This is a genomic window from Streptomyces tagetis (assembly GCF_018069565.1).
GTDB lineage: Bacteria > Actinomycetota > Actinomycetes > Streptomycetales > Streptomycetaceae > Streptomyces > Streptomyces tagetis.
Genome location: NZ_JAGPNL010000015.1, coordinates 24160 through 45934 on the forward strand (window position 1 = coordinate 24160; position 21775 = coordinate 45934).

The following is a 21775-nucleotide window of genomic DNA, read 5'->3' on the forward strand; positions in this document are numbered from 1 at the left end:
TGCTCTCGCTTCTGTCGGGTCAGTCGGTCGCCGACGCATCGCCGCGCTGTTCGTCTCGGCGCGAACGCCGCCTGTCGGAACCCTTCTTCTTCTTGCTCGCTGCACCACGAGTGCTTCCAGGCGCCCCGATCACCCCGTCGGAGCCGGGGACGGCACGCCGAGACGACTGCTTGCCGTCCGAGGGGGTCGGTGCTCCGATCACCCCGCGCTGGGTGGGCCTCTGTCCGGTCGTTCGGGGCGCCGGGGCACCTCCGCCGCCGCCGATGACCGTGCCGCGAGGCAGCTTGGAGCCACCGCCGCCGGCCGTCGGCCCGCTGATGGGGCGGCCTCCGACCACGCCTTGAGGACCACGTCCTGAGCCGGAACCGGCGGGACCGGACGGCGACGCGCCCATGGGGCCTACGGGACCACGCGCGCCACCTCCGATCGGTCCGGGCGCAGGTGCCGCGGGCTTCGGTACCCCGCCGACGATGCCGCGCCCCATGGGGCCCGTACCCGTCTGACTTGGCATGGCCGTACGCCCCACGGGACCGACCGGTCCCGTTCCGCGGCTTCCCACCGGACCCGCGGGACCCGCGCCGCGTCCTCCGGCCGGGCCCGGGGCGGCGCCACGCGGAACCTGACCCACCGGGCCGGGCCCACCGCGTCCCTGAGCGGATGGGGGCATCCTCAGGGCGGACGTCCCACCGGGACCTCCGGCCCGCCGGCCGGCCCCACGCAGGGACGGCGGAACCATGCCGGGGGTCATGGGCGGCACAGGGCCTGCCGGCGCGGCGGGGCCGGACGTGGGCGGTGTGACGGTGTTGGGCCGCACCGCTTCCTGAGGGGGAAGCGTGCCGACACTGTCGATCTCCATGCCGACCGGGCGCGAGGCAGGAAGGTCCACGTTCTTGTGTGCCGCCAAGGGCTGGGTCGGGGTCTCCCCCCTCGTCCCGGCCGCGACCGCCCCGTGAACCACCCGATCAGTGGCGGTACCCGACTCGCCCAGTGGTGTGTCCGATGCACCACCGACGGTGGGCCTGACAGGGGCGATAGAAGGCGGCGACCCCGGGGGCACCCCCGCATCCGGCATCTTCGGAAACACCGGCTCCTCCGTGCCGCGCATCGTGCCGGCCGAGACGGTGTAGAAGGACGCCAGGCGGTACATCTGGTTGATGGCTTCCTGCCGGTGGCCCTCCGCCTTCACCGCCGCCGTGTACTCGTCGTTGGTCTCGACCTGCTTGGCCTCCGGGATGTCGGAGACCTTCTTCGGGTCGGACCGGCTGTCGCGCGGGGGCATGGACTTGCGGACGGAGGCCAGGCCCGAACCGGCGGCCATGACCTGGGTGCCGATGGTCTCCGCGTAACCCGCCACCTGCTTGGCCGTCTCGACGAGGCTGTCACCCCACGTACGGAACGCGGTGTGGGCCTCGCCTTTCCAGTCGATCTCACCGAGGTTCTGCCGCAGTTCCTCGGCCGCCTCGTCGATGGCTTCCTTGGCATCCACCAAAGCTTTGCCGGCCGACTCCAGGAGTTCCGGGTTGGCGGACTCCACGATGTCGACCATGGCGTTGAGGTCGTAGCCCTCGAAGCTGGTGGAGCCGAAGTGGATGCCGCGCAGTGGCGTGAAGGGACCGATGATCTTGGTCACCGTCATCGCGGCGTCCAGCACGCCGTTCTGCGACAGGGCTTCCTGCCGCTGTTCCTGGTAAGGGTCGGGCTTGCCGTTCTCCTCGCTCATCAGTACCCCGCATCGGTCTGGTCGGCCTTGTTGCGACGCTCTTCGACGAGACCCAGCATCACCTCACGTGCCTGGTTGACCTCGGCTCGGATTTGATGGAACCGGTCGCGCTGTTCCAACTCCAGGTTGTCGAAAGTCACGTCCACGCCGTGGACGGCGATCTGCATGGCCTCCAGTTGGAGGCCGAGCGACTTGGAGAGCGCCGTGATGCGCTCGTGGACGCGCTCGTACTCCAGGTGGAGCAGCTTGCCCTCCGGGAAGGCGCCGCTGCCGAAGGCGGACTCCGCCAGGCGGTGGGTACCGACCTTGGACGCGCCGCCCGCCGAGTCCTCGAAGGTGGTCAGCAGGTCGTCCACGCGCTTCTTGAACGTCGACAGTGCCATCATGCCGCGTCGTACGTCCGCGGCGCGGCCCCCCATCTCTGCAGGAAGCACTACGCTTTCCTCCCCGTTTTCCCCGATGTCCCCGTTGACGGCCGGTCCCGCTCGCCGCGCCGGCCGTCCCCGACGGCCCGGCGACGGTGAACCCGCCGAAGTACCAGCCTAGTAAGGGACGCCCATCGCCCCAAGCGACTTGAGCGGCCGTCATGTCGCAGGACCGTCCCAAGGTGGTGGACGTTCCTCCCGTCTTCACCCGGTCGGTGCGGTTTACACCGGGGACTCCTGGTGCCCCGTCGGTGACGGAGCGGTGTTTCTCACACCTTCGTGTCGGCCGGCGGCGCGTCGGTCACGCGGTGGCGTCGGCGTGCGTCCCGGACGGCGACCGCGGTGCCGCCGAGTCCGGCGACCAGGACGGCCGCGCCGACGGTCACGTAGGTGGCCAGGCGGGTGTTGCGCTCGTCGGGGGTCTCGCCGAGCGGGAGCGGGGCGGCAGCGGGGGCCTCGGCGTCGGACAGGCCCTCTTCGGGCCGGGGCGATTCGAGCGGCTGGTCGTCCTCGGTGAGGGCGCGGACCGGGTCGACCACGCCCCAGCCGACGAGGCGGTCGTGACCGGCGAAGGTGCGCTCCGCGGTCTGCTGGATCTGGGTGACGATCTGGCGGGCGGTCCAGCGGGGGTGCTTGGCCTTGATGAGGGCGGCGACACCGGCGACGTAGGGCGCGGAGAAGCTGGTGCCGTTGTCGGAACAGTGGCCGCCCCGGGGCACGGTGGAGATCATGTCGACGCCCGGCGCGGCGACGTCGACGAAGTCGCCGGACTGCGAGAAGGAGGCGCGTTCGTTGTTGCGGTCGGAGGCGGCGACGGCGAGGACGCCCTCGAAGGAGGCGGGGTAGGTCTTCTTGACGTTGCCGCCGAGTCCGTCGTTGCCCGCGGAGGCGACGACGACGACGTTCTTGTCGAGGGCTTCCCGGACCGCGGCTTCCAGATCGGGTGCGGGCGTGGTGGCGCCCACGGTGTCCTGGGAGATGTTGATGACGTGCGCTCCGGCCTTGACCGCGTGGCGGATGGCGTCGGCGAGGGTACTGGTGTCCCCGTTGCCGTCCGCGTCGTTCTGCTGGATGGGGACGATGGTCGCCTCGGGGGCGAGGCCGACGAAGCCGGTCCTGGCGTCGGGCCGGGCGGCGATGATGCCGGCGACCTTGGTGCCGTGGCCGACGGTGTCGGTGGTGCCGTTCTCGTCGCCCCGCTCGATGGGGTCGCCCTTGCGGTCCTTGACGGGCAGGAGGTTGCGGCCGCTCTTGACGTCGACGGCGTTCTTCAGTTGCGGGTGTTTCACGTCGACGCCGGTGTCGATGACGGCGACGCGGACGCCCTTGCCCTTGGACTGGCTCCACAGCGCGTCGAGCTGGACCCGCTGGAGGGCCCAAGGGCGCCCGGGGTAGACGGCGTTGGGGTACTCGCACTGGTCGGTGAAGGCGTCGTCGGCGGCGGCCGGGGGCGCGAGGGCCAGGGTGGCCGCCGCCGTCAGCAGTGTCGCGGCGGCTGCCGCCGGGAGGGCGCGGAGGCGCGGGTGCGGCATGGTGGCGCCCTCCGTCAGGAGCCCTGCGGCTGGCGGGCCGCGGCGGTGGACAGTCGGGGGCCGGTGGGGAGGAACGCGGACCAGGCGGCGGGGACCGGCGCGGGCCGTACGTCGGCGTAGCCGAGGCGGGTCTGGGCCTGCTGGGCCTCCTGCTCCAGGTTCTTGCGCTCCTCCTCGGACATGCCGATCCCGGCGTCGTCGGTGGCGCTGTCGGCGTTGGACTGGAGGACGTAGCGCAGGCCGGTGTCGGTGACGAGGAAGACCGGGCCGGCGCTGGTCTCGGTGCCCTGGAACTGGCGGTAGAGCTGGCCGGAGCCGGGCGTGACGTAGGCGCTGGAGGAGCCCGCGGGCAGGGCGGCGGGGAAGTCGGTGCCGGCCCAGGTGCTGAGGGTGGTGGCGCCGTTGCCGCCGACGCCGCGCAGGACGTTGCAGACGGTGTTGCGGCTGCCCTTGGCGGCCGACGCCTCGTTGACGGCCTCGGGGGTGCCGTCCGGCCAGTCGTGCTCGGTGCCGAAGGGCTTGCCCGGGACGATCGCGCCGGGGCTGGTCTCCAGCGCCTGCCCGGCCTGGCCGACCTGGGCCAGGTCCTTGCTGAACAGCAGGAGTTGGGCGACGAACGCGGAGACCGGCGCGACCCGGCCCTCCAGGACGACGTAGTACTGCTCCCTGTTGTTGTCGAACGCCTTGAGGACGGTGCCGATCCGGTCGGCGGACTCGTCGAGCCCGCCGGGGGCGCCGGCCGGTGCGCCGGGGGTGCCGTCGATGACGGGGAAGGTGACCGGGTCGCCCCGGTGGAGGGTGGCCAGCCACTCGCGGGAGACCCGCTGGGGCTCGCGCCCGGAGCCGACCACCGTGCGCAGCAGCAGTTCGAGGTCGTCGCCGGTGTCCGCCTTGTCGACCTGGTACGCCGTGCCGCCCGCGTCGACGATGTGGCGCTTGCCGTCGGGGTCGGCGACGTAGAGGAGTTCGCCACCGGACAGCTTGTCCTTGCCCTCGGTCAGCTCGCGTTCGCGGTCGGCGAGGACCAGGGCGGCCTTCTGCACGGAACGGCCTCCCGCGCTGGGGCGTTCGCAGACCACCCAGCGCTTGGCGGAGCCCGCCTCCCGCGCGGTGGGCAGGCGGTCGGGGGCGTAGGGGATGCCGATGGTGACGCCGTGCCGGATCTTGCCGCTGTCGAGGAGGGATTCTCCGACGGTGACGACGTCGCCCTTGCCGGGGTCGAGGAGGAGCTTGGCGGAGGCCATGTTGAGCACCGGGTGCAGTTGGACCTCGTCGCCGGTCTTGAGGACGACGTACCGGGTGGTCGACTCGCTGGCGATGATCACCTTCTCGTTGGGGGTGTCCCAGCCCTTGGGCGCCGTGGGTTTGAACATGCCCCAGGCGCCGAAGACGGCCATCACGATCACGCCGATGACCAGTCCGGGCACGACGCCGCGCAGGGGGCGCGGCGCTCCCTCCTCCGAGCCGTGCGGGGACGACTGGACGAATGCCGCGAGCAGTCGGCGCTTCGCGAAGGTGTAGGCGTTGAGCTGATCCCGCCGAGATGCCATTGGTGCGTGTCTCTCCCCGTGTCCCGCACGTGTCCGGCCCGTTGGGCGTCCGGGCGGTCCGGAGGACGTCCGTCCCCCGCCCGCCGTCGTCGGACGCGGCCCCTACTATGCCTGGTGCGGTGAACGGGTAGGGTGCGTGGGCTCTCCGAGGCCCGGTGCGGTGCGCCGATCGCCGTGAATCGTGAGCGAATTGGGGGGATGGAGTGATGGCTTCCGGGTCGCGGACGCGGGGTCACGACCGGACGTCGGACGGGGACCGGACCACGGACCGGGGCCGGACACGGGGTTCTGCCGCCGGGCCCCGGGCCGACGGCGCGCAGGCGGCTCCGCGAGGCGACGGCCCGCACCTGACGGTGCGTTCGGGCCGGCCGGGCTCCTTCCGACTGCGACGGATCGTCCTGGTGGAGCTGGCCGCCGCCGTCCTCCTGGTCGGCTGGGCCGCCGGTCCGCTGGCGCTGGTGCCCGCCGCCGTCGTCGCCGTCGTCCTGGTCCTGGTGGCCTTCGTGCGCCGCCGGGGCCGTTCCGTGCCGGAGTGGGTGGCCACGGCGCGGTCACTGCGCGCCCGGCGCAAGCGCGCCGCCTCGCTGGTGGTCCCGCCTGGCACCGAGCCGGGGCTCGCCCCGGCCGTGGAGTGCGACCCGAGCCTGCGGACGTACGCGTACGGCGGCCGGGAGCGGCGGCCGGTCGGCATCGTCGGCGACGGGACCTTCGTCACCGCCGTGGTGCAGGTGGAGGCCGATGCCACGGCCCTGCGCGCCGAGCGCGGCCGGCGTCCGCTGCCGCTGGCCCTGGTGCGGGACGCGCTCGACGTGGACGGCATCCGGCTGGAGTCGGCGCAGGTCGTGCTGCACACGCAGCCGGCGCCCGCGCTGCACCTGCCGCGCCAGTCCGTCGCCGTCAGCAACTACGCGCCGCTCCAGGAGCAGACCGGTGCCCCGGCGGTGCGGATCACCTGGATCGCGCTGAAGTTCGACCCGGAACTGTGCCCGGAGGCGGTGGCGGCCCGGGGCGGCGGCCTGCCCGGCGCGCAGAAGTGCGTGGTGCGCGCCGCCGACCACCTCGCCAGCCGGCTCACCGGCGCCGGGTTCCGGGCCACGGTCCTGGACGAGGAGGAGCTGACGTCGGCCATCGCCACCTCGGCCTGTGCCAACCCGCTGGTGACCGCCGAGGCGGGCCGGGCCGGGCGGCACGAGCGGCGCACCGAGGAGTCCGGCCGGAGCTGGCGCTGCGACAACCGCCGGCACACCACGTACTGGGTCCGCCGGTGGCCCTCGCTCGGCGGCCCGTCCGGGCTGACGCTGCCTCAGTTCGTCGCCCGGGTCACGGCGGTCCCGGCCCTCGCCACCACCGTCAGCCTCACCCTCGCGCACGCGGACCGGCGGGAGATGTCGCTCCGCGGCCACCTGCGGGTCACCGGGCGCAGCGCCGAGGAACTGACCGAGGCGCGGCGCGCGTTGGAGGCCGCGGCGCGGGAGGCGGGGGCGGCGCTGACCCGCCTCGACCGCGAGCAACTGCCCGGCGTCCTCGCCACTTTGCCCCTCGGAGGTGTCCGGTGACCGCTGTGACGACACATCCCGCCGACGGCCCGGACGCGCCGGACGCCGACAGCCGCCCGGCGGGTCGGGAACGCGGCCGGCCGCGGGCCGGTTTCGGCCTGCTCGGGCCGCGCCACGGCCGCCACACCCTGTCCGCGGCCGATCTGGACACGCTGTCGCTGCCCATCGGGGACGACGGCGTCGTCATCGGCGTGGACACCGAGGGGCATTCGGCCGTGCTGGGGCTCAACCGGCCCACGCCGTACGAGATCGTGCTCATCGGCGGGCTGTGGACCGCCCAGGTGTGCGCGCTGCGGGCCGCGGCGACCGGCGCCCGGGTGGCGGTGGAGACCGGGCGGCCCCAGGCGTGGACGCAGATGGTCCACGCGATGGGCGGCGGCCAGAACGGGCTCGCCGTCTACGAGGTGGGCCGGGTCCCGCCGTTGGGCGCCTCGGCCGGTACGCCGGTCCTGGTGGTGCGGGACTGCGGGATGCGCCCGCCCCGGGGCCGGGTCGTCTCCGGGCCCTGGAAATCGGTGCTGACGCTGCTGCCGTACCTCAGCCCCGTCGCGCCCCGGCTGCTCCGGCAGGCGCGGCTCGTGGGGGTGCAGCGGATCTCGCCGGACGAGGCCGGGGAGTTGGGCCGGGTGATGGCGCTGCCCTCCGCTGAGGTGGAGGCGCTGCCGACCCTTCCGGACGGGCTCACGTTGTGGTGCGCCGACCGGGACCGGCAGTACGTGATGACGCAGCCGACCGACGCGGAGGTCGGCCTTCTGGGTATGCCGCGGCGCATGGATTGACGCCTCCGGGCCGACCGCATTACCCGAAAGGTGACCGGTATGGCGTGAAAGTCCTTCGTACTTGCGTGTTTTGTACCGTCACGCGCGGGGGTGGGCGGGGGGACGGGGCCTGACGGGGCCGGGTCACTCGTGATTAGGCTGGTGTCGGACGCGACGCGAGAACCCGTGGACCGGGCGTCGGCGTCCTACGGGGAGGGCCGGGCACCGGACGACCTCGTTCACCTTCGTCAATCTCCAACATCGTCGTACGGAAACGGTCGCCCCAGCACGGCTTGAGGGTGCTCGACCACACCAGGAGGAACTGTGAGCAGCGATCGGGACGGGGACCGCGGGGGCTGGGCGACGCCCGGCGACGACCAGCCCGACGCGGAGTCCATCGAGGCGACGGGCGAGTTCACCATCGACTACGCACCGCCCGCCTGGTACACGCAGAACGCGACCGGCGGCTCCCCACAGGGCACGGGCACCTCGGGCCCGGGGGCCGGCTCCTCCTCCGCCCCTTCCGCTTCCGGCGGTCCGGTGCCGTCGTCGCCGGGGCTGACGCCGCCGCCTCAGGCGACCGGGGCGGACGGATCGTCTTCCGTCTCCGGACCCGGTACGCCGTACACGCCGCCCGCGCCGCCGGTCGGGGCGCCCTTCGCGCCGCCCGCGCCGCCCGCGCCGCCCGCGCCGCCGGTCGGCGTGCCCCGGCTTCCGGTGGACAGCGGGTTCGAACCCCAGCAGGCGGTGCGGGCCGAGCGGCAGGAACCGGAGGGCGACGACGCGCCGACGGCGGGGCCGAGCCATGGCGCGGGGGGCTTCCCGCTCCAGCCGCCGGCACCCCTCGCTCCGCCGGCTCCCGCTCCCGCCGCCGATTCCGGTTCTGTTTCTGGTTCCGGTTCCGGTTCCGGTTCCGGTGAGGAGCCGGTGGCGGAGGCGGAGAACGGCGATCTGGAGAGCGGCGCGACGATGCGGTTCTCCGCCCGGGTGCTGAAGCGGGAGTTCGCACGGCTGGACGCGGCGAAGGAGGCGGAGGAGCCCGGGACGGGCTCGGCCGGGGCCGACGAGACGGACCGGAGCGGCACGGCCGACGAGCCGGAGACCTCTGCCGAGGCCGGGGACGACTCCGGTGACAGCGGGCCGGAGAGCCCCGCCCACGACGAGGACGACATGGCCGCCGCTCCCGCCGCTCCCGTCGCGGCCGACGAGGACTCCGGGGAGACGCCCGCCGCCGACGACACGCCGGCCCCGGAGCACAGTGCCGACACGGACGCGGCCGGACACGCCGCTCCCGACGCCGAGTCCGACGCCCCCGCGGACGTACCGGAGACCACCGACACGCCCGAGGCCGCCTCCGACACCACCGACACGCCGGAACCGGAGGACACCGGCGTGTCGGTGGGCGAGGAGCCCGTCGGCACGCCCGTCGGGTCGGACGCCGTACCGCCGCTGCCTCCGTCGTACCCGCCCGTCGCGCCCCAGGCCGCCGGGCAGTGGCCCCCGCAGGCTCCGCGGCCCGCTCCGGACCAGCCGGCCGCGCCCCTCCAGCAGCCTCCGTTCCAGCCGCAGGCCCCGCAGCCGGCGCCCGCGGCGTGGCACCCGCAGCCCGCCGCGCCGGTACCGCCGCACCAGCCGCCGGCGCAGGCCGGGTACGGCTTCCCGCCCACCGGTCCGACCCCGTCCGCGCCCCCCGCGCCCCCCGCGCCCCAGCAGCCGGGCGTGCCGGTGCCCGAGGCCGCCGGATACGGCTTCCCGCACCCCGGGGTGCCGGCTCCGCAGCCCCAGGCACCCGCGCAGCCGCCCGGGTACGGCTTCCCCCAGCCCGGCGTTCCCGCCCCCCATCCGCAGGCACCCGCCCAGCCGGCCGGATACGGCTTCCCCCAGCCGCCCGCGCCGCCCCAGGCCGCCGCCGCCCAGCCGGGCTTCCCCGCACAGGCCCCGCACGCCCCGCAGACCCCGCACGCCCCGCACATCCCCCACCAGCCCCACCAGCCCCAGCCGGAACAGCCCGGCCACCCCGCCGCGCAGGCAGGCCCGCCGGGACCCCAGGGCCGGCCGGGTCCCGCCGCCCCGCACCCGCAGTCGCCCCCGGCCGCCCAGGCGCCGCAGAGCCCCCCGCGGCCCGGCCCCCACCCCGGCCCGTTCCCGCAGCAGCACGCCCCTCAGCCTCCCCAGGCACCCCAACACCCCCACCAGCAGCCGCCCGTGGACCCCCGGCTCGGCGCGGCCTGGCCGCAGCCCGTCCAGCACGACCAGCGCCAGCCGACCAACCCCGGTGCGGCGCCGCTCGGTTACACGGCCGCCGTCGAGCTGTCCTCGGACCGACTGCTCAACACCAAGCGGCAGAAGGCGAAGAGCAGCCGTCCCGCGGCGGGCGGTTCGCGGTTCAAGCTGGGCGGCAAGAAGGAAGAGGCGGAGCGCCAGCGGAAGTTGGAGCTGATCCGTACCCCGGTCCTCTCCTGCTACCGCATCGCCGTGATCAGCCTCAAGGGCGGGGTCGGCAAGACGACCACGACCACCGCGCTCGGCTCCACGCTGGCCACCGAACGGCAGGACAAGATCCTCGCCATCGACGCCAACCCGGACGCCGGTACGCTCGGCCGCCGCGTGCGCCGCGAGACCGGGGCCACCATCCGCGACCTCGTCCAGGCGATCCCGTACCTCAACTCGTACATGGACATCCGGCGGTTCACCTCGCAGGCGCCGTCCGGACTGGAGATCATCGCCAACGACGTGGACCCGGCGGTGTCCACGACCTTCAACGACGAGGACTACCGGCGCGCGATCGACGTCCTGGGCAAGCAGTACCCGATCATCCTGACCGACTCGGGTACGGGTCTGCTCTACAGCGCCATGCGCGGGGTGCTCGACCTCGCCGACCAGCTCATCATCATCTCGACGCCGTCGGTGGACGGGGCCAGCAGCGCCAGTACGACGCTGGACTGGCTCTCGGCGCACGGGTACTCCGACCTGGTCGCCCGGTCCCTCACGGTGATCTCCGGGGTCCGCGAGACCGGCAAGATGATCAAGGTCGACGACATCGTCGGCCACTTCCGTACGCGGTGCCGGGGCGTCGTGGTGGTGCCCTTCGACGAGCACCTCGCCGCCGGTGCCGAGGTCGACCTCGACATGATGCGGCCCAAGGTGCGGGAGGCGTACTTCCAGCTCGCGTCGCTGGTCGCCGAGGACTTCGTCCGCCACCAGCAGTCGCACGGCCTGTGGACGTCCGACGGCAACCCGCCCCCGGTCGCCGCCCCGCCCCTGCCCGGCCAACCCGTGCCGGGACAGCCGGGCCCCGGACAGCAGGGACCGGGACAGCCCGTGCCGGGCGTCCCCGGCCCGTACGTACCGGGTCAGCCGGGACCGTACGGCGGCGGGCCGGGCCCCTACGCACCCCAGCCACCGCAAACCCCACAGCACCCTCAGGCCCCACAGCACCCACAGGCCGCGCACGCACCCCAAGCACCCCCGCTCCCGCACCAGCCCCAGGTACCCCACCAGCCGGGCCACCCCACTGCCCAGCCCCAGCCCCCGGCCCAGCCCGGTCAGCCCTATCCGCAGCCCGGTCAGCCTTACCCGCAGGCGTACCCGCCCGGCTACGGATACCCGCAGGCGCAGCCGGGCGACCGGCCGGAGGGGCAGGCTCCTCCCCCGCCGCCGCAGCAGTGATCCGGCGTTCCCCGAACGCCGAAGGGCGGCCGGTGCTCCTCGGCACCGGCCGCCCTTCGGCGTCGTAGGGGGGTCTCCCGGAGGGAACCCCGGCGGGGCTACGCCGACGGCGGCTGTGCCCCGGCGATCAGTTCACGGCAGCGCTGGACGTCCCGGGCCATCTGCTCCAGGAGCGCTTCGAGCGTGTCGAACTTCGCCTGCCCCCGGACGAAGGCGAGGAAGTCCACGGCGACGTGGAGCCCGTACAGGTCGAGGTCGACGCGGTCGATGGCGTACGCCTCGACCGTGCGCTCGGTGCCCTCGAACTGCGGGTTCGTCCCGACGGAGATCGCGGCCGGCATCACCTCGCCCTGGGCGTGCAGCCAGCCGGCGTAGACGCCGTCGGAGGGGATCGCGGTGTGCGGCAGGGTCTCGAGGTTGGCCGTGGGGAAGCCCATCTCCCGGCCGCGCTGCGCGCCGCGGACGACGACGCCCTCCACGCGGTGCGGCCGGCCCAGGATCTCCGCGGCGCCCCCGACGTCGCCCTCGGCGACCAGCCGGCGGGTCAGCGTCGAGGAGAACGGTTCGCCGCCGCCCGCCTCGCCGCTCACGTACAGGTCGACGATCTCGACGTCGAAGTCGTAGACCGTGCCCTGCTCGGCGAGGAATTCCACGTTCCCGGCGGCCTTGTGGCCGAAGCGGAAGTTGGGTCCCTCGACGACCGCCTTGGCGTGCAGCCGGTCGACGAGGACCTTGACCACGAAGTCGGAGGCGGACAGCCTCGAGAACTCGGTCGTGAAGGGGAGGATCAGCACCGCGTCCACGCCCAGGCCCGCCATCAGCTCGGCGCGGCGGTGGTGCGGGGCGAGCAGCGGCGGGTGGCTGCCGGGGCGGACGACCTCGCTGGGGTGCGGGTCGAAGGTGACCACGACGGCGGGAACGCCCAGCTCGCGGGCGCGGTCCACGGTGTGCTTGATGATGAGCTGGTGCCCGAGGTGGACCCCGTCGTACGACCCGATGGTGACGACGCTGCGCCCCCAGTCCTCTGGGATGTCCTCCAAGCCACGCCAGCGCTGCACAGTGTCTGCTCCTTGTCGCAAACTCGTCGAGTCGAACCGTGTCCGCGGTTGCCCAGGTTGCCTTTTTTCGCAGGACTAAGGGTGCCATGCCCGCCGCCGCCCGCCCGCATCGGCATGGATGCTGTGACAGGGTGCACGCGCGCACCCGGCGGGTCCGGCCGGTCGGACGGCGATCGGACAGCGATCGGACAGCGATTGGACGGCGATCAGACGGGGATCAGACGGGGATCAGACGGGGACGCGGGAACCCGCCAGGTGCTCCAGGGTGCGGCGGGTGCTGGGCCCGACGAGCACCGCCCACTCCTCGGGGGCGTCGGTGAGCCAGCCGGTCAGACGGGTGCCGAAGGCGGGCCGGCGGCGGGCCAGGTCGACGAGGGCGCGGTCGAAGCGGGCGGCGCCCTCGGGGGTGCGGACGAGCAGCAGGCCGGTGCGGTGGACGAGGGTGCGCAGGTCCGGTCCGTCGCCGCGGACGGCGGCGTGCAGCAGGGCCTCCAGGACGGCGGGGTCGTGTTCGTGGGCGAGGAGGTGTTCGCGCAGCTCGCGGCGGAGGAAGCCCGGTGTGGGGCCGCCGTCCGCGGCGAGGACGGCGGCGAGGGCGGACCGCACGGGCACGGGGCCGCCGTCCAGCAGGCCGGTGACCAGCGGGAGGAGCACGGCGCGGGCGGCCGGTCCCCGGCCGAGGGCGCGGTCGACGTGCCCGGCGACCGACAGCGCGGTCCCGGGTCGCTCCGCCGCCGCCTCGGCGACGGTCCTGGCGACCCGGCGGGCCAGTTCCGGTGTGGTGGCGTCGAGCAGGGAGCGCAGGGCCTCCCCCGCGTCGGGGCCGCGCAGCCGGGTGCGGAAGGCGTCGAGGACGGGCTCCGGATGGGTCGGCAGGGCGGCGGCGACCGCGCGCGGCGGCAGGTGCGGGTCGCCGGTGGCGAAGTGGCCGAGGGCCCGCGGCAGATGGCGGTCGCGGCTGCCGGGGTCCTGGATCAGCAGGGCGAGCGCGCCCCCGTGCAGCGGGCTGCCGGTGGGGTGGGCGAGCAGGAGCAGGGCCGCGTGGCGCAGGCGGGCGCGGTCGGCGGCGGTACGGGCGTACGGGGCGGCGCGCAGTCCGTGGGCGAGGGCCGCCGCGTGCCGGCCGGGGTGGTCGTCGCGGGCCCAGCGGTCGACGGCCCGGCACAGGGCGGCGGGCTCCTCCTCGGCGAGGACGGCGAGGAGTTCGTCGGCGCGCGGGTGCGGGCTGTCGGCCAGCACCTCGACGAGGCCGTCCAGACGACGGTGGCGGTGGGTGTGCAGGAGGGCCTGCGCGGCGGTGGCCACGGTGGCGTGGGGCGTGGCGGGCAGCGGGCGGGTGTCGTCGAACCAGCGGACGAGCAGGGGCTGTACGGCGGCGGGGTCGGCGGCGAGCAGCCGGGCGACGGTGTCCAGGTGCCGTGGTCCGGGGGCGTGCGGGGGGCCGTCGGCGAGGACGAGGCGGCGCAGCAGGTCGAGGCGGGTGCTCGGCGGCAGGCGCAGGGCGGTCCAGAACCCCGGCCCGAAGGGTCCCGGCGTCGCGCGCCCGTCGCTGCCGCGCTCCGCGATACCGTCCGCGAGCAGCCGGAGCACCTCCGTGTACGGGGTGGCGTCGGGCAGCCCGACCAGCGTCCGGGCGAGCAGCCGGGCGGCCCACCAGGAGTGCGGCTCGGCGTCCAGGGCGTGCACCAGCTCTTCGAGGGTCAGCGCGAGCTGGGGGACGCCGTGCTGCCGTCCCCGGAGCAGCAGGGCCTCGGCGACGGGGCCGATGCGGTGGTGCGGGACGGGCAGGGTGCGGGCGTCGGGCGGGGTGCGGCGGTCGTGGACGAGGACGCGCAGGGCCTCGTCCAGGTCGAGGTGCGTGCCCTGGAGCCAGTCGGCCACTTCCTCGTGGGCGAAGCGGTAGCCGCTGCCGGCCGGGACGAGGACGCCCTCGGCGAGGACGGCGGAGGCCCAGCCGGTGCCGCCGCCGAGCCGTGCCGGGGCCGGGCCCCACGGGAACACCGCCTCGAACGACTCCCGGTCCAGCTCGCCCTGTCCGGGGCCGAGGCTGCGCCGGGCGGCCTCGTGCACCTGTCCGGCGACCTTGGCGGCGAGCCGGCGTACGGCGGTGCCGCGCTGCCCGTTCTGCGCGGCGACGCGGGTGGCGACGCGCAGGCAGGCCAGGTCGAGCCAGGCGGCGAAGACGGCGTCCCGGTCGACGGGGTCGGTCGGCACCGGTCCGGGGAGCGCGGCCAGGACCTCGGAGAACAGGCGCAGGGTGAGCGGATGGCGGCCGTCGGCGTCCGCGAGGGCGCCGTCCGGGACGCGGTGGCGTGCGCGGGCCTCCTGGGCCTCGTCCTCGCCGAGGTCGCCGATCAGCACACAGGGCGGCAGCGCACCGGGGGCGGGGGCGGACCAGGCCGGGGCGGGGACGGAAAGGTTCTGGGCGGGAGCGGACCGGTCCTGGGGGGCGGCGGGAGGGCCCTGGGCGTCGGCGGACCAGGCCGGGGCAACGGCGGAAGGGCCCGGGTCGGCGGGGGAAGGGCCCGCGTCGGCGGCCGTCCGCTCGTGCGGCGGTGCGTCGTCGATACGGGGCCGGTCGGGGGTACGGAGCCGGTCCGAGGTACGGAGCCGGTCCGGGGTACGGAGCCGGTCCGGGGTACGGAGCCGGTCCGGCCCGGCGTCGGCCGGGCTCGGGCGGACGGTGCCGGGTACGGCGATACGGTCCTGCGGCGTGGTGGGGGCCTCCGCCGCCTGCCCCTCGGACCAGCCGTCACCGTCGGCGGCCTCCGGGCGGGCGTCCGGCTCGGCCTCGGCCCAGGGGTCCCGTACCCCCGCCCAGGGGTGGGCGACGCCGGTCCCCGGCCCGGCCGCGAGGACGCACCCCGCTCCGTGGGCGTGGCCGCCGAGGTCCTCCTCCGCCCAGGGGTCGCGGCCGGCCAGGCCGGGAGCGAGGCCGTCGGCCACCTCCGCCGCCTCCGCCACCCCGTCGACGCCTCCCGGCACCTCCGCCTGGCCACCCAGACCCTCAGCGCCCTCCGTGTCCCCCGTGCCCTCCGTGCCCTCCGTGCCCTCCGTGCCCTCCGCGCCCCCCGCGCCCTCCGCGCCCTCCGTGCCCTCCGGCCAGGGGAAGGGACCCGTCCCGCCCTCCCCGTTCACCAGCCCCAGGGCCTCCCCCACCTGCTCCTCGCACCAGGCGTCACCGTCGGCCGGGTCCGCCCCGGCCTCCGGGAGCGGCGCCGGTCCGCCCGTCGCCGGCGTGTGCAGCAGCTCGCGGGGGAATTCGGCGCCCGCGTGCTCCCAGAACTCCGCGCGGCACGCCACCACCAGCCGGGCGCCCGTCTCGCGGAGCCACACGGCCGTGCCCTCGGTCCACTCGGGCAGGCGGTGGGCGAGCAGCGGCGGCATCTCCTCGGGGCCGTCGAGGAGGAGCAGCAGGGGGCGTCCACCGGCGCGGGCGAGGCGGGCGAGCCGGCCGGGGCCGACATCGCCGAGGCCGGCGGGCCGGGAGCGGTCCGAGGCGGCGACGATACGGGCGGCCCGTGTCAGCGCGCGGGCGGCGGCGTCGGCCACCGAGGTGTCGTCGTCGCGCAGGTCGGCGCCGCGCAGCCACAGGGTGGGCGCCGGTTCCGCGCCCCGTGAACGGCGGGCGGCGAGGGCCGCCAGCTCGGTGGTGCGGCCGGTGCCGGGGGCGCCGACGAGGCCCAGCACGGGGGCCGTACCGGCGGCGAAGGCGGCGAACTCGTGGGCGTGCGCGGGCCGTTCGACCGGCTCCACCGGGCCGGGGACCTCTCGGGCGCCGCCCGCCGGGCCGTCCTGGCCGACGGAGGTGGCGGTGAGCTGGAGGACACCGGCCAGGTTGAGGTCGGGGCCGTAGGCGGGGACGGTGGCCGCGTTGGCGGCGAGGAGGTCGGTGAGGGGGCCGGGGGCCGGGCGGAGCGGTACGGCGAAACCGGCGTCGCGGTGGCCGGAGCTGAGGGCGGTGCCGAGGACGCCGAGGACGGCGCCGGTGGCGGCGTCGAGCACGGGGCCGCCCGCGGCGCCGCCGCCGAGGCGCAGGGCGTCCAGTCCGGAGGTGCCGACCGCCAGTTCGAGGGCGGCGAGCCGGTGGAAGCGGTCGGTGGCGGTGTAGGTGACGTCGGCGGTGCCGAGGAGGCGGGCCTCGCGCCAGCCGCCGGCGGCGATGCGTACGTAGGCGCCGGGCTCGGTGCGGTCCCGGACGGTGATGGGCAGCGGAGGGGTGCCGAGGCCGTCGGCGTGGACCAGGGCGAGGCCGAGGGCGGGCAGCGGGGTCACCTCGGCGGCGCTCACGACCCGCCGGCGGTCGTCGGCGGTGCGCAGGACGAGCCGGGTCAGGCCGTCGACGGCCTCGTGGCTGGTGACGAAGGTGCCGTGGTGGTCGGCGGCGAAACCGGTGCCGCGAGGGCGCCCGGCGAGATCGTGGACGCGGACCAGGCACTCCTCCGGCCCGCGCCCCTCCGGGACCGGAAGAGCGGCCTCCTGGAGCCCCCGCCCCACACCACCAGGCCCCTCCTGAAGCCCCCGCCCCACACCACCAGGCCCCTCCTGACTCCCCCGCCCGGCCCGGCCGTCCGCCCCCTGGCGTACCCGCACGGCACCGCCAGGCGTCGCGTGACTCCCCCGCCCCGCGCCACGGTCCGCCTCGTAGGCCCCCCGCCCCGCACTGCCGTCCGCCTCCCGTGATCCGTCCCGCGACGCCATCGTCGGTCCTCCCCGCCATGCACCCGTGCTCCGGGTCCGACGGTAGGACGGTGATGATCAGCGGCAAAAGGTCTCGTGGCGAACGCGCCCCCTTCCGCTCCCCCGGTTCACTCCGAGCGCCTGCCCGGTCGGGTGAACCACGGGGGGCGGACGGATACACCTATGAGGTGGGGGAACCGAGGGGAACCCGTGGGCGGCGGCGCGCGGTCCCCGTGACCGCCGCTCCACGGGGTGGCCCGTGGAGCGGGCGCCGGTTCAGCCGAAGACGGCCAGGCTCTTCGCCTTGCCCTGGTGTTCCTCGACGAGCGCGAGGAAACGGCCGTCGGGCGCGTAGACGCCGACGGCGCCTGCCCCGGCGTACGTGTCCGGCATCTCCAGGCGGACGCCGTTGCCGAGCAGCCGGGCCCGCCTGGTGTCGATGTCCCAGCGGGGGAAGGCGGCTGCCGCGGCCTCCGCGACCGGCATGACGGTCAGTTCCTGCTGGAGCTGGTCGAGGGTCCGGGCGGTGTCCAGCTTGTAGGGGCCGACCCGGGTACGGCGCAGCGCGGTGAGGTGGCCGCCGACGCCGAGGTCGGCGCCGAGGTCCCGGGCGAGCGCCCGGATGTAGGTGCCGGAGGAGCAGACCACCGACACCACGAGGTCGAGCACCGGCGTGCCGTCGTCGGCGACGGCCTCGCGGACGTCGTGCACGGCGAAGGAGGAGACCGTCACCGGACGGGCGGGGATCTCGAACTCCTCGCCCTCACGGGCCCGCTTGTAGGACCGTACGCCGTTGATCTTGATGGCGCTGACCTTGGAGGGGACCTGCATGATGTCGCCGGTCAGCTTGGCGACGGCGGTGTCCAGGGCGCCCCGGTCCACCGCCGAGGCGTCCGTGGACGAGGTGATCTCGCCCTCGGCGTCGTCGGTGAGGGTGTTCTGCCCGAGCCGGACGGTGCCGACGTACTCCTTCTCGGTGAGGGCGAGGTGCCCGAGGAGCTTGGTCGCCCGCTCCACACCGAGGACCAGGACGCCCGTCGCCATCGGATCGAGCGTGCCGGCGTGCCCGACGCGCCGCGTGCGGGCGATGCCCCGCATCTTGGCGACGACGTCGTGCGAGGTGAAGCCCGACGGCTTGTCGACGATGACGAGGCCGTCGGGCGTGGTGTGCTTCTCGCTCATTCGGCGGTGTCGTCCGTCTCGGTGTCCCCGTCGGCCTCGGTCTCCGGCTTGCGGTACGGGTCCGCGCCGCCGGCGTACGTGGCGCCCGCGGACGCCTCGCGCACCTTGGCGTCGGACTCCCGCGCCCGGTCGAGGAGGTCCTCGATGGTGCGCGCGTTGTCCGGCAGGGCGTCCATCACGAAGGTGAGGGTCGGCGTGAACTTCACGCCCGCCGCCTTGCCGACCTCGGAGCGCAGGATGCCCTTGGCGCTCTCCAGTCCCGCCGCGGCGGCCGTGCGCTCCTCGTCGTCGCCGTACACCGTGTAGAAGACGGTCGCCTCCCGCAGGTCACCCGTGACCCGGGTGTCCGTGATGGTGACGTGCGTGCCGAGCCGCGGGTCCTTGATCCCGCGCTGCAGCTTCTCGGCCACCACCTCCCGGATGAGGTCCGCCAGCCTTTTCGCCCGCGCGTTGTCGGCCACTGGTCCGTCTCCCGTTCTTTCCTGTCAGAGTTGTTCAGTCGTCGTCGCCGTGGAAACGCCGTCGGACCGACAGCAGTTCCACCTCGGGGCGGCCGGCGACCAGCCGCTCGCACCGGTCGAGCACGTCGGTCAGGTGCCGCGCGTCCGCCGAGACCACGGCCAGTCCGATGCCGGCCCGCCGGTACAGGTCCATGTTGTCGACCTCTGCCGCGCTCACGGCGTACTTCCGCTGGAGCTCGGCGATGATCGGGCGGACGACGGAGCGCTTCTCCTTCAGCGACCGCACGTCGCCGAGGAGCAGGTCGAAGGACAACGTCCCCACGTACATGTGTGTGCCGGATGACCCGCCGGTACGGGATCGACGGCCCTGCCGTCGGTGCGGGCAGGGACATCACGAACGGTACCCCGAACGGGGAGCCCGCTCGACGGGGTTTCCGTGCCGTCCCGGCACCGGACGGCCGGGCCCGGACAGCGGCCGGCCGGCCGACGGGACTGATCCCGTCGGCCGGCCGGAGCCGGGGTGTGTCACACCCGCGGCTTCTCGCGCATCTCGTACGTCGCGATGACGTCGTCGACCTTGATGTCGTTGAAGTTGCCGAGGTTGATACCGCCCTCGAACCCTTCGCGGATCTCGGTGACGTCGTCCTTGAAGCGACGCAGTCCGTCGATGGAGAGGTTCTCCGCGATGACCTTGCCATCGCGCAGCAGGCGGGCCTTGGTGTTCCGCCGTACCTCGCCGGAGCGGATGAGGACACCCGCGATGTTGCCCAGCTTGGACGAGCGGAAGACCTCGCGGATCTCCGCCGTGCCCAGCTCGACCTCTTCGTACTCGGGCTTGAGCATGCCCTTGAGGGCCGCCTCGATCTCCTCGATCGCCTGGTAGATGACCGAGTAGTACCGGACGTCCACACCCTCGCGCTCGGCCATCTGCTGTGCCCGCCCGGCGGCGCGCACGTTGAAGCCGATCACGATGGCGTCGGAGCCCATCGCCAGGTCGATGTCGGACTCCGTGACCGCACCGACGCCGCGGTGCAGGACGCGGATGTCGACCTCTTCGCCGACGTCGAGCTGGAGCAGCGAGGACTCCAGGGCCTCGACCGATCCGGAGGCGTCACCCTTGATGATGAGGTTGAGCTGCTGGATCTCGCCGGCCTTGAGCACCTTGTCCAGGTCCTCCAGCGACACGCGGCGCGTGCGCTTGGCGAACGCGGCGTTGCGCTCGCGGGCGGCGCGCTTCTCCGCGATCTGACGGGCCGTACGGTCCTCGTCGACCACGATGAAGTTGTCACCGGCACCCGGGACGTTGGTCAGACCCAGCACCTGGACCGGCGTGGACGGACCCGCCTCGGCGACGTTGTTGCCGTTGTCGTCGAGCATGGCGCGCACGCGGCCGTAGGCGTCGCCCACCACCATCGTGTCGCCGACCCGCAGGGTGCCTCGCTGGACGAGGACCGTCGCCACGGCACCACGGCCGCGGTCGAGACGGGACTCGATCGAGATGCCCTGCGCGTCCTGGGCCGGGTTGGCCCGCAGGTCGAGCGAGGCGTCCGCGGTGAGGACCACGGCCTCCAGCAGGGAGTCGATGTGCAGACCCTGCTTGGCGGAGATGTCGACGAACATGGTCTCGCCGCCGTACTCCTCGGCCACCAGCCCGTACTCGGTGAGCTGGCCGCGCACCTTGGTCGGGTCGGCGCCCTCGACGTCGATCTTGTTGACCGCGACGACGATCGGGACGTCGGCCGCCTTGGCGTGGTTGAGCGCCTCGACCGTCTGCGGCATGACGCCGTCGTTGGCCGCGACGACCAGGATCGCGATGTCCGTCGACTTCGCACCACGGGCACGCATGGCGGTGAACGCCTCGTGACCCGGGGTGTCGATGAAGGTGATCTTGCGGTCCTCGTCGTTGACCTCGGTCGTGACCTGGTAGGCACCGATGTGCTGGGTGATGCCACCGGCCTCGCCGGACGCGACGTTGGTCTTGCGGATCGCGTCGAGCAGTCGGGTCTTTCCGTGGTCGACGTGACCCATGACGGTGACCACCGGCGGACGGACGACCAGGTCCTCCTCGGAGCCCTCGTCCTCGCCGAATTCGAGGTCGAAGGACTCCAGGAGCTCGCGGTCCTCCTCCTCCGGGCTGACGATCTGAACCGTGTAGTTCATCTCGCCGGCCAGCAGCTCCAGCGTCTCGTCGGAGACGGACTGGGTGGCCGTGACCATCTCGCCCAGGTTCATCATGACCGCGACGAGCGACGCCGGGTTGGCGTTGATCTTCTCCGCGAAGTCGGTGAGCGACGCACCGCGCGACAGGCGAATGGCTTCGCCGTTGCCGCGAGGCAGCATCACGCCGCCGACCGACGGGGCCTGCATGGCCTCGTACTCCTGGCGCCTCTGCCGCTTCGACTTGCGACCGCGACGCGCGGGACCGCCGGGACGGCCGAAGGCGCCCTGCGTGCCACCACGGCCACCGGGACCGCCGGGACGGCCGCCGAAGCCGGGACGGCCACCGCCGCCGGCGAAACCGCCGCCGCCACCGGGACGGCCGGCGAAACCGCCGCCGCCACCGGGACGACCGGCGCCGCCACCGCCACCGGGACGGCCGGCGAAGCCACCGCCACCGCCGCCGGGACGACCGGTGCCGGGACGGCCGGCACCGGCCGGACCGCGACCGCCGGGACCGGGACGCGGGCCGGCAGCGGGACGCTGCGGCATCATGCCCGGGTTGGGACGCGGGCCGCCGGGACGGGGACCGCCCGGACCGGCCTGCGGACGCGGCATCGAGCCCGGCGTCGGACGGGAACCGCCCGGAGCCTGGGGACGAGGACCGCCCTGACCGCCAGTGGACTGCGGACGCGGACCGGCGCCGGGGGCACCGGGGCCGGGACGCGGACCGCCCTGCGGGCGCGGGGCCTGCGGACGGGCCATGCCGGCGTTGCCGCCGGAGGTGAAGGGGTTGTTGCCCGGACGCGGACCGGAGGAACGTCCACCGGGACGCGGCGCCGCGGCGCCGGGACGCTGCCCGCCGCCGGGACGGCCCTGGCCGCCGCCCTGCTGTCCCTGGCCGGGGGCCGAGGGACGGGCGCCGGGCTTGGGGGCGCCGGGACGCGCGGCGGGCTTGGTCACGTAGCCGAGGGCGATGCCCGACTCCGGGTCGGCGAAGCCGAGGGAGCCGCCCCTGCCGGGGTGG

12 protein-coding genes and 1 pseudogene are annotated in these 21775 nt (G+C 74.8%); 3 read left to right on the forward strand and 10 right to left on the reverse strand.

Annotated elements, in window-relative coordinates; translation table 11 throughout:
• Positions 1 to 19: 19 nt before the first annotated feature.
• From J5Y05_RS31375 to eccB, 4 genes are all read right to left on the reverse strand, one after another.
• The gene (locus J5Y05_RS31375; RefSeq protein WP_210876706.1) at positions 20 to 1720 is read right to left on the reverse strand and encodes a WXG100 family type VII secretion target; all 1701 of its coding nucleotides are present in this window, start codon (positions 1718 to 1720) and stop codon (positions 20 to 22) included.
• Positions 1720 to 2103 carry a DUF2563 family protein gene (locus J5Y05_RS31380; RefSeq protein WP_247615639.1) on the reverse strand — a complete coding sequence of 128 codons (384 nt, stop codon included), beginning with the start codon at positions 2101 to 2103 and terminating at the stop codon, positions 1720 to 1722. Before J5Y05_RS31380 ends, J5Y05_RS31375 begins: the two co-directional genes overlap by 1 nt.
• 311 nt (positions 2104 to 2414) lie before the next feature.
• On the reverse strand, positions 2415 to 3677 hold the full coding sequence (gene mycP / locus J5Y05_RS31385; RefSeq protein WP_210876707.1) for a type VII secretion-associated serine protease mycosin: 1263 nt from the start codon (positions 3675 to 3677) through the stop codon (positions 2415 to 2417).
• Positions 3678 to 3691: 14 nt separating this feature from the next.
• Positions 3692 to 5227, reverse strand: a complete 1536-nt coding sequence (gene eccB / locus J5Y05_RS31390) for a type VII secretion protein EccB (RefSeq protein WP_210876708.1) — start codon at positions 5225 to 5227, stop codon at positions 3692 to 3694.
• Positions 5228 to 5433: 206 nt separating this feature from the next.
• On the opposite strand from eccB, the gene eccE reads away from it, so the two are divergent.
• The 3 genes from eccE (at position 5434) to J5Y05_RS31405 (ending at position 11210) form a co-directional block, all read left to right on the forward strand.
• Positions 5434 to 6783, forward strand: a complete 1350-nt coding sequence (gene eccE / locus J5Y05_RS31395) for a type VII secretion protein EccE (RefSeq protein WP_210876709.1) — start codon at positions 5434 to 5436, stop codon at positions 6781 to 6783.
• Complete coding sequence (locus J5Y05_RS31400) at positions 6780 to 7562, forward strand: hypothetical protein (protein WP_210876710.1); 783 nt, start codon at positions 6780 to 6782, stop codon at positions 7560 to 7562. Before eccE ends, J5Y05_RS31400 begins: the two co-directional genes overlap by 4 nt.
• Before the next feature lie 303 nt (positions 7563 to 7865).
• Positions 7866 to 11210 (forward strand): SCO5717 family growth-regulating ATPase, encoded by a 3345-nt coding sequence (locus J5Y05_RS31405; protein ID WP_210876711.1) that lies wholly within the window; start codon positions 7866 to 7868, stop codon positions 11208 to 11210.
• Positions 11211 to 11308: 98 nt separating this feature from the next.
• Here the strand turns inward: J5Y05_RS31405 and J5Y05_RS31410 are convergent, their stop codons facing one another.
• From J5Y05_RS31410 to infB, 6 genes and pseudogenes are all read right to left on the reverse strand, one after another.
• Complete coding sequence (locus tag J5Y05_RS31410; RefSeq protein WP_210876712.1) at positions 11309 to 12268, reverse strand: bifunctional riboflavin kinase/FAD synthetase; 960 nt, start codon at positions 12266 to 12268, stop codon at positions 11309 to 11311.
• A gap of 228 nt (positions 12269 to 12496) precedes the next feature.
• On the reverse strand, positions 12497 to 16765 hold the full coding sequence (locus J5Y05_RS32100) for a trypsin-like peptidase domain-containing protein (RefSeq protein WP_443742830.1): 4269 nt from the start codon (positions 16763 to 16765) through the stop codon (positions 12497 to 12499).
• Positions 16766 to 17224: 459 nt separating this feature from the next.
• Positions 17225 to 18130, reverse strand: a complete 906-nt coding sequence (gene truB, locus J5Y05_RS31425; RefSeq protein ID WP_210876713.1) for a tRNA pseudouridine(55) synthase TruB — start codon at positions 18128 to 18130, stop codon at positions 17225 to 17227.
• Entirely contained in the window at positions 18127 to 18591 is a 465-nt protein-coding gene (gene rbfA, locus J5Y05_RS31430) for a 30S ribosome-binding factor RbfA (protein WP_210876714.1), read from the reverse strand. The genes truB and rbfA overlap by 4 nt, the downstream gene beginning before the upstream one ends.
• Before the next feature lie 34 nt (positions 18592 to 18625).
• Positions 18626 to 18919: a DUF503 domain-containing protein gene (locus tag J5Y05_RS31435; RefSeq protein WP_210876715.1), complete on the reverse strand. Its 294-nt coding sequence runs from the start codon at positions 18917 to 18919 to the stop codon at positions 18626 to 18628.
• A 197-nt stretch (positions 18920 to 19116) separates the two neighbouring features.
• Positions 19117 to 21696, reverse strand: a pseudogene (infB, locus tag J5Y05_RS31440) (translation initiation factor IF-2); the annotation flags it as partial.
• Between the last annotated feature and the right edge of the window lie 79 nt (positions 21697 to 21775).